The organism is Pseudomonas sp. C8002 (assembly GCF_013385765.1).
Classification (GTDB): domain Bacteria; phylum Pseudomonadota; class Gammaproteobacteria; order Pseudomonadales; family Pseudomonadaceae; genus Aquipseudomonas.
In genome coordinates this window covers 52,644-61,419 of sequence record NZ_JACAPJ010000037.1, presented here as the reverse complement: position 1 = coordinate 61,419, position 8,776 = coordinate 52,644, and the positions used below count along the sequence as shown (strand labels likewise).

Genomic DNA, 8,776 nt, shown 5'->3' with positions numbered 1-8,776 from the left:
GTTTTGTTTTGGGCGGTCGGAAAACGGGGAGAGAGCTGTTGGCCGTAAAAAAGATCCAGCCTGGTTAAAAGCCTTGCTCCCTGATCAACTCAATCAGTGCCCTTAACCCGGCCGGCACATGGCGCCTACCTGGGTAATAGAGGCGCAAGCAGTCAAAAGACGGCGTCCATTCCTCCAGTACGCGCACTAACGTCCCGTTCGCTAAATCGGCAGCGGCATTCCATTCCGTAAGATAGGTCAAGCCTAGTCCCGCCCTGGCAGCCTCAAGCATCAGAGTCGGATTATCCAGGGTCAAAACCCCTTGCACCTCGACAGCAAGCGCTTCGCCATGTCGCTCAAACTCCCAGTGATAGATCGCACCGCTGGGCATCCGGCTGCGAATACACTGATGGGCCCGCAGATCCATGGGACTGACGGGAACTGGGTTGAGAGCAAAATAGTCCGGGCTGCCCAATACCGAAAAACGCTGGGCCGGACTGATATCGACTGCGATCATGTCTTGAGGAACCGTATCCCCGAGCCGAATCCCCGCATCAAACCCCTGCGCGACGATATCCACCAGCCGCCCCTCAGTGACGATATCCAATTTCATCCGTGGATAACGTCGCAGATACTCCAGCAGCAACGGCATCACCTGCTTTGCCGCCCCCGCCGAGGTATTCAGGCGCAAGGTACCGCTGGGTTCCGCGCTGCGATTTCCTGCCTGTTCCAAGGCCGTGCGAATGCTCAACAGTGCAGGGGTAATGGTTTCGACAAACTCCGCGCCCACTTCAGATAACGACACGCTGCGCGTGGTGCGATTGAACAGCCTCACCCCAATCCGCGCTTCAAGCCCCGCGATAGAGTGGCTCAACGCCGATGTCGACACATTCAACTCGGTCGCCGCTGCACGAAAACTGCGATGCCGAGCCACTGCCAGCACCGCTTCCAACTCATTCAGCCCGGATGTATTCATTGTCCTGAATCGCTCATCAACTCATGCCGATTTGTACGGCTTATCAGCTTAATCATAGTGACTTACCGTAGGACGCACTAGCTCAGCGTCCCGGAGGACCTATGCAATACATCAACCAGATTTACATCAACGGCGCCTTTGTGACGCCCCATGGCGAAGAGCTTTTTGACCTGTTCAACCCTGCAACAGGTCAGCGTATCGGCCAGGTTCGATTGGCAAATGAACAAGACGCCCTGGATGCCATCGCTGCCGCCAAGCGAGCTTTTACCGCGTTCTCCCACAGCTCTAAAGATGTGCGCATCGACTATCTCAAACGCCTTCACGCCGCAGTTGAATCCATTGAGGACGCACTTACCGACGCGATTATCGAGGAGTACGGCGCCCCAATATCCCGTGCGCGGTGGATGGCCAAGCATGCAGCCAGCGTCCTGCAAGATGCCGCTTCAGTACTGGAGAGCTACAACTTCTCCCGACGCATTGGCATCGCCGAGGTGGTCATGCAGCCGCTGGGTGTGGCCGGCTTGATCACACCCTGGAACAGCAACGCCGGTTTTATCTGCGGCAAGCTCGCTGCGGCGTTGGCCGCCGGCTGTACCGCCGTGATCAAACCCAGTGAAATGAGCGCAATCCAGACCTCGCTAGTCACCCGCGCCCTGCATGACGCAGGCTTGCCTCCCGGTGTATTCAACATCGTCACTGGCCGTGGCGAAACCGTAGGCGCCGTGTTGAGCGCCCATCCCGACATCGCAAAAGTGTCCTTCACGGGTTCAACCGCTGTCGGCAAAACAATCCTGCGGACCGGCGCCGAGACCCTGAAGCGCGTGACCCTAGAGCTGGGCGGAAAATCACCGGTGCTGATTCTCGATGATGCGGACCTCAAGACGGCCGTGCCCATGGCCCTTCAGGCCGGTTTCATGAACAGCGGCCAGGCCTGCATCGCCGGCACTCGAATCCTGGTACCCGAAAGTCGTTTGGAAGAAATCGAAGCGCTGATGATCGACGAGGTGGGCAACGTGCAAGCCGGCGACCCTCGTGACCCAGCCACTGCGGTCGGCCCCATGGTCAGCCAAAAACAGTGGGAGCGCGTACAGCGCTACATTCAGATCGGGATCGAGGAGGGCGCCCACCTATTGGCAGGAGGTCGCGGTTTGCCTGAGGGCATCAAAGCCGGGTGGTTCGTAAAACCAACCGTATTCAGCCGGGTGACCAACCAAATGGCCATTGCCCGCGAGGAGATTTTCGGCCCAGTGCTCTCGATCATTACCTACGCAACCGAGGAAGAGGCCCTGACCATCGCCAACGACACACCCTACGGCCTCCAGGCATACATCCTGTCTTCAAATCCCGAACGCGCCCGCAGGCTGGCCAGCCGTATAGACGCTGGCCGAGTGCTGATCAATACCCTGGCCCATGAACCTCTAGCGCCGTTTGGTGGCTTCAAGCAATCGGGTATCGGCCGCGAGTACGGCACATTCGGCCTCGAAGCCTTCCTGGAGCCCAAGTCGATCCTGAGCTGATCGTCAGCATAAAAACGCATGAATAAGGTCAACGGCTCAAACCAAAGTGCATGAACAGGCTCCATTAGCACACCGTTTAGGGAAATCGATGCAAAGTGTTTCTGCATTTTTGGTATGGTGCAGCACATTTTCACAAGGACTGATTTTTCCTCCGCAGGAAGCGGCGTCGACCTTATTCAACGAGATGCTGTAGAAATGCCTGAACCAATACCGATCAAGGATCACGAAAAAGAAAACCGCCTGGTCAACAAGCGGCTGCTGGCCTGCGCGCTACTGGTAATCGGCATTACCTGCGCCCTGGTAGGTCGGATGTACTTCCTGCAGGTGGTGCAGTACGACTACCACTCCACCATTTCCGAAAACAATCGCGTCCACGTCCTGCCGATCACACCGACCCGCGGCCTGATCTATGACCGCAACGGCGTAGTACTTGCCGACAACCGTCCCAGCTACAACCTGACCATCACCCGCGAGCGCACCACCGATCTCAAAGGAGAGCTGGACGCTATCGTCAGCCTCCTGCATTTGCCCGCCGAGGACCGTGGCGTATTTGATAAGGCGCTCAAGCAAGCCCGTCATCCCTTCGTGCCCGTCACCCTGTTCTACGAGCTGACCGAAGAGCAGATCGCCGTGCTGGCCGTCAACGAATTCCGCCTGCCGGGCGTGGATGTCGAGCCGCAATTCGTCCGCCATTATCCGCTGGGTGCGCACTTTGCCCACTCCATTGGCTACGTAGGCCGGATCAACGAAAAAGAATCCAAAGCCCTCGACTCAGTGGAGTACCGGGGCACCCAGTCCATTGGTAAAACCGGGATCGAGCGTTTCTACGAGTCCGAGTTGCATGGCCACGTCGGCTATGAAGAAGTTGAAACCAACGCCCAGGGCCGCGTCCTGCGGGTGCTCAAGCACACCGACCCGATCCCCGGCAAAAACATCGTGCTGAGCCTGGACGTCAAACTCCAGGAAGCCGCCGAAGAAGCCCTCGGCGACCGCCGTGGTTCGGTGGTTGCTCTCGACCCGGCAACCGGCGAAGTGCTGGCGATGGTCAGCAAGCCAAGTTTCGACCCGAACCTGTTTGTCACCGGCATCAGCTTCAAGGAATACGCCGCGCTGCACGACTCCCTCGACCGTCCGCTGTTCAACCGCGTGCTGCGCGGGCTCTACGCGCCGGGTTCGACGATCAAGCCGGAAGTCGCCATCGCTGGCCTCGACAGCGGCGTGGTTACCGCCCAGACCCGGGTGTTCGACCCGGGCTATTACCAACTCCCGGATTTCGACCACAAATACCGCAACTGGAACCACAGCGGCGATGGTTGGGTGGACATGGACGCAGCGATCATGCGCTCCAACGACACCTACTTCTATGACCTGGCCCACAAGCTGGGTATCGACCGCCTGCACGACTACCTGGCCGAGTTCGGCCTTGGCCAGAAAGTCTCCCTCGACATGTTCGAAGAGTCAGCCGGCCTGATGCCGTCCCAAGCCTGGAAGCGCGCTACCCGGCGCCAGCCTTGGTTCCCGGGTGAAACCGTGATCCTCGGCATCGGCCAGGGTTACATGCAGGTCACCCCGTTGCAGCTGGCCCAGGCCACTGCGCTGATCGCCAACAAGGGCGTGTGGAACCGACCGCACCTGGCCAAGACCATCAATGGCGTGCCGCCGGTGGATGAAAACCCGATGCCCAACGTGGTGCTCAAAGACCCACGCGACTGGGAGCAGGTCAACCACGGCATGCAATTGGTAATGCACGATCCACGCGGTATCGCCCGGGCGGCTGCAGCCGGTGCGCAGTACCGGATTGCTGGCAAGTCTGGTACTGCGCAGGTAGTGGCGATCAAGCAGGGCGAGCGTTACAACCGTCTCAAGACCCTGGAGCGCAACCGCGACAACGCCTTGTTCGTCGGCTTTGCCCCGGCGGAGCACCCGCGGATCGTGATTTCGGTGATGATCGAAAACGGCGAGGCCGGTGGCCGAGTGGCGGGGCCGGTGGTGCGCCAGATCATGGACGCCTGGCTGCTCGATCAGGAAGGCCACTTGAAGCCGCAATACGCGACCCCTGCCAAGGCGCCGGGTGATCCCCACGTCTAAAGCCACAAATACACACAGGTGATTGCCCTTACTCCTACATTCGTCTAAATTGCGATTCGTTCTCATTAGCGCTAATCGCCATCATGCCCGAATCGATCCGCCACGCTCACCAGCCTGTTGCCACGCTTTACGGTGCCCATCACCGCTGGCTGGTGGGTTGGTTGCGTGCGCGGCTGGGGTGTTCGCATCAGGCGGCTGACCTGGCACAGGACACCTTCATTCGCCTGCTATTGGCCGACCGGGCCAAACCTCTGGCCGCCGACCTGAAGGAGCCGCGGCACTTCCTGGTGACCATCGCCAGGCGCGTGATGATTGACAGCTACCGTCGCAAGGCCCTTGAGCAGGCTTATCTCCAGGCTTTGGCCGAACAGCCCTTGGCCTACGCCCTGTCACCCGAAGAGCGCCTGCTGATCATCGAAACCCTGCAGCGCCTCGATGCGATGCTCGACGGTCTCGGGCGCAAGGTGAAACGCGCGTTCCTGCTCTCGCAGTTGCAGGGCATGCCTTACAAGGAAATCGCTGAGCAGCTACAGGTCTCGGTCAGCTCGGTGACCAAATACATCGCCAAGGCCACCGAGCATTGCCTGCTTGAAGCGCTGGACCAATGACCCTTGACCCGCAACGCCAGGCGCTGAGTGCCGCAGCCCAATGGGTTGCACGCCTGGCGGAGGTGCCCGGTGATCGCCAGCTTCAGCAGGACTGGAACACGTGGCGCGAAGAATCCCCGTTGAACCAGTGGGCCTGGCAGCGTGTGGAGATGCTCCAGGGCCAACTCCAGTGCCTGCCGGGATCCCTGGCCGTCAATGTGCTGGACAAGGCCGCCGATCATTCCCGGCACCTGGGGCGACGCGGCTTGCTCAAGGGCCTGGTGATCGGTGCCGGGGTGAGCGCCATGGGCTGGACCGGCTATCGCCAGGCACCGATATGGATGGCCGATCAGCGCACCACCACCGGCGAACGTCACACTGTCACCCTCGAGGATGGCACCCGGCTGTCGCTCAATACGGCCAGCGCCGTAGATGTGCGCTACGGCCCGGACCAGCGGCTGCTGATCCTGCGCGCCGGTGAGATCCTGATCGAGACCGCCAAGGATGCACGCCCTTTCATGGTACGCAGCGCCCACGGCGAGATGCGCGCGCTGGGCACACGTTTCACCGTGCGCCAGTTCGACGGCTACACCGCCATGAGCGTCCTGCAACACGCCGTGGCCGTGCGCCCGGGTGATGAGCTGGCAGAGACGGTGATCACCACCGGCAACGCCGTGACCTTCGATACCAGCCGCCTGCTGACGCTGCGCGCCATTGAGCCCGGCGAGGGCGAATGGGCGGCGGGGCGCCTGGTGGTGGACAACTGGCGGCTGGATCGCCTGCTCGAAGAGTTGCAGCGCTATCGGCCAGGTTACCTGGGGTGTGCTGCCGAGGTCGGCCACCTGCGGGTCTCCGGCGCCTATTCCCTGGATGATCTGGACCTGACCCTCACCGCACTGACCCGTGCGCTACCGGTACGGCGCATCTCCCGCACCGATTACTGGACCCAAATTGTCGCCCGCGGATAAAAACGCAAAATATTTATCCGCCGCCGTTGTCGATTTGCCGCGCCTCGCTCGACTCCTCCTGCAATACCTCTTCATTTCTTTCGGTCACCAGGAGTCAGTAATGCGCGCAGGGCAAACTTCAGTCGCCAATCCACCGCTTCGATCATTTCGCAAAAAGCCCCTGCAGGTGGCGTTGTTCGGCGTGTCGTTGATGGTGCAATACAGCCTTCTGGGCCCGTTGCTGTCCCCAGGCTCCAGCGCTGTGGCGGCCAGCCCGCAAAAGACCTTCAGCATCGCGCCCGGCCCGTTGGGGTCGGTACTGAGCCGCTTTGCCAGTGACGCCGGCGTCGTCTTGTCTTTTGACTCGGGCCTGACCGCGGGCAAGCAGAGCCAGGGCCTCACCGGCACCTACAGTGTCGAGCAGGGTTTCGCGCGTTTGTTGGCGGGCAGCGCCCTGAGCGTGGCGGCCAATGGTGATGGCAGCTACGGCCTGATCCCGCAATCCAGCGGCGCCTTGACCCTGGGCGCCACCAGCATCAATGCCGAAGGGCTGAGCCTGACCACCGAAAACACCGGCTCCTACACCACCGGCGCCACCAGTACCGCGACCAAGCTACCGTTGTCGCTGCGGGAAACGCCGCAATCGGTCAGCGTCGTCACCCGCCAGTTGATGGACGACCAACACCTGTCGACCCTCAACGAAGTGCTGGCCTTCACCCCCGGCATCAGCAGCAACCACCGCGACAGCGAGCGTTACTCGTTCTATTCCCGGGGCTTTGAAATCCAGAATTTCCAGTACGACGGTATTCCGTCGCAGGTGGCCAACGAGTCCCAGCAATACACCGGCGCGATCTCCGACATGGCGATCTACGACCGCGTCGAAGTGGTGCGCGGCGCCACCGGGCTGATGAGCGGCGCCGGCACTCCATCGGCCACCATCAACCTGGTGCGCAAGCGCCCGACCAAGGACTTCCAGGCCTACGTTTCCGGCGAAGCCGGGGCGTGGGACCGTTACCGTTCCGAAGTCGATGTGTCCGGCCCGTTGACCGAAACCGGCAACATGCGCGGACGTTTCGTCGCGGCTTATCAAAAACAGAATTCGTTCATCGACTGGTATAAGCAGGACAAGCGCGTGATGTATGGCGCCCTGGACATCGACCTGAACGAAAACACCACGCTGCGCACCAGCCTCGACTACCAGAACAACGACGCCAATGGCAGCACCTACGGCCATATCCCGCTGTTCTACAACAATGGCACCCAGACCCACTTCTCCCGCTCCTTCAACCCGGCCTCGCGCTCCAGCTACATGGACAACACCAGCTACACCTTCACGACGATGCTCGATCACAAGCTGGATGACGACTGGAGCCTCAAGACTGCCTACAGCCATCAGTATTCCTACCGCAAAGGACAGGGCGCGTCGGCCAGTGGCGGCTACCCGGACCCCGTGACAGGGCAGGGCGCGGGTGCCTTCATCTATCGCCTGGACAGCTATCAGACCCAGGACACCGTCGATGTGTATGCCACCGGCCCGTTCCAGCTGGGCGGGCGTGAGCATGAACTGGTGATGGGCGCCAGCAGTTCGCGTACGCACCTGAACTTCCCCGACTACAGCAGCGGTTCGGCCGATAACGACTACGGTCAGGTGGACAACATCTTCACCTGGGATGGCCGGCAGTACAGTCGCCGTTCGTACACCGAAGTCGGTGGCACCGTCACCACTTTGCAACAGACCGGCGTCTACGCCGCCCTGCGCTTGAAACCGATTGATCCGCTGACGATCATCCTGGGGACGCGGGTCAGTTGGTGGAACCAGGAGAACGCCGACCGGGACTACGCAGCAGGCACGAAAACCATCGATAAAACCAGGAAGACCGGCGTGGTCACGCCCTACGCCGGCGTCATCTATGACCTCAACGATACCTACTCGGTCTACGCCAGCTACACCAACATCTTCCTGCCGCAGACTTTCTACAAGACGTCTTCAAAGGGCTCCCTGGCGCCGCAGCAGGGCGACAACTACGAAATCGGTCTCAAGGGCGAATTCTTCAATGGCGCGCTGAACGCCAGCATTGCCCTGTTCGACATCGAGCAGAAGAATACTCCCGAGCAATCCGGCACCGACTCTTCAGGCGCAGCCGTCTACAAGGCCATCGCCGGCACCAGCACTCGTGGCGTCGAAACCGAAATCTCCGGTGAAGTGGCCGAAGGCTGGAACGTATTCGGCGGCTACACCTACCGCGAATCCCACGACAAGGACGGCGCACGCGTGCAGGCCAACCAGCCGATCAACCTGTTCAAACTCGGCACCTCATACCGCCTGCCCGGCAACCTCGACCGCCTGACCATCGGCGCCAACGTCACCTGGCAAAGCGAGATCTATGCGTCCTCCCAAATCAACTACGAAGGCCCGTACTACAAGGCCAAGCAGGACCCGTACGGTGTGGTCGGCCTGCTCGCCAGCTACCAGGTTGATGAACACCTGTCGGTGGGCCTGAACGTCAACAACCTGTTCGACCAGAAGTACTACGACGGCCTGGGCACGTTCAACTCCGGCTCCTACGGCGAACCGCGCAACGCGATGGTCAACGCCAAGTGGCAATTCTGACTCGCTGAAACCGGGAATGCGCAACCCCAGGGTTGCGCATTGGTCGATGTCGCCTACTGTCAATACAGGAG

Annotated in this window: 6 protein-coding genes; 5 read left to right on the top strand and 1 reads right to left on the bottom strand. The window is 60.7% G+C overall.

Going from position 1 to position 8,776, the window contains the following annotated elements:
- Window positions 1-64: 64 nt before the first annotated feature.
- Window positions 65-955, bottom strand: a complete 891-nt coding sequence (locus HX814_RS28815) for a LysR family transcriptional regulator (RefSeq protein ID WP_177009208.1) — start codon at window positions 953-955, stop codon at window positions 65-67.
- A 101-nt stretch (window positions 956-1,056) separates the two neighbouring features.
- On the opposite strand from HX814_RS28815, the gene HX814_RS28810 reads away from it, so the two are divergent.
- The 5 genes from HX814_RS28810 (at window position 1,057) to HX814_RS28790 (ending at window position 8,705) form a co-directional block, all read left to right on the top strand.
- A complete protein-coding gene (locus HX814_RS28810; RefSeq protein ID WP_177009207.1) occupies window positions 1,057-2,472 on the top strand; it encodes an aldehyde dehydrogenase family protein in 1,416 nt (471 codons plus the stop codon).
- Window positions 2,473-2,667: 195 nt separating this feature from the next.
- On the top strand, window positions 2,668-4,560 hold the full coding sequence (gene mrdA, locus HX814_RS28805) for a penicillin-binding protein 2 (RefSeq protein WP_003208249.1): 1,893 nt from the start codon (window positions 2,668-2,670) through the stop codon (window positions 4,558-4,560).
- A gap of 83 nt (window positions 4,561-4,643) precedes the next feature.
- Window positions 4,644-5,168: a sigma-70 family RNA polymerase sigma factor gene (locus HX814_RS28800; protein ID WP_008434587.1), complete on the top strand. Its 525-nt coding sequence runs from the start codon at window positions 4,644-4,646 to the stop codon at window positions 5,166-5,168.
- Entirely contained in the window at window positions 5,165-6,115 is a 951-nt protein-coding gene (locus tag HX814_RS28795; RefSeq protein WP_008434584.1) for a FecR domain-containing protein, read from the top strand. The genes HX814_RS28800 and HX814_RS28795 overlap by 4 nt, the downstream gene beginning before the upstream one ends.
- 100 nt (window positions 6,116-6,215) lie before the next feature.
- Window positions 6,216-8,705: a TonB-dependent receptor gene (locus tag HX814_RS28790; RefSeq protein ID WP_087695323.1), complete on the top strand. Its 2,490-nt coding sequence runs from the start codon at window positions 6,216-6,218 to the stop codon at window positions 8,703-8,705.
- Window positions 8,706-8,776 lie beyond the last annotated feature (71 nt).

Coding starts and splice junctions, on each gene's coding strand:
- HX814_RS28815 (WP_177009208.1), bottom strand. CDS start 955: ATGAATACATCCGGGCTGAATGAGTTGGAAGCGGTGCTGGCAGTGGCT.
- HX814_RS28810 (WP_177009207.1), top strand. CDS start 1,057: ATGCAATACATCAACCAGATTTACATCAACGGCGCCTTTGTGACGCCC.
- mrdA (WP_003208249.1), top strand. CDS start 2,668: ATGCCTGAACCAATACCGATCAAGGATCACGAAAAAGAAAACCGCCTG.
- HX814_RS28800 (WP_008434587.1), top strand. CDS start 4,644: ATGCCCGAATCGATCCGCCACGCTCACCAGCCTGTTGCCACGCTTTAC.
- HX814_RS28795 (WP_008434584.1), top strand. CDS start 5,165: ATGACCCTTGACCCGCAACGCCAGGCGCTGAGTGCCGCAGCCCAATGG.
- HX814_RS28790 (WP_087695323.1), top strand. CDS start 6,216: ATGCGCGCAGGGCAAACTTCAGTCGCCAATCCACCGCTTCGATCATTT.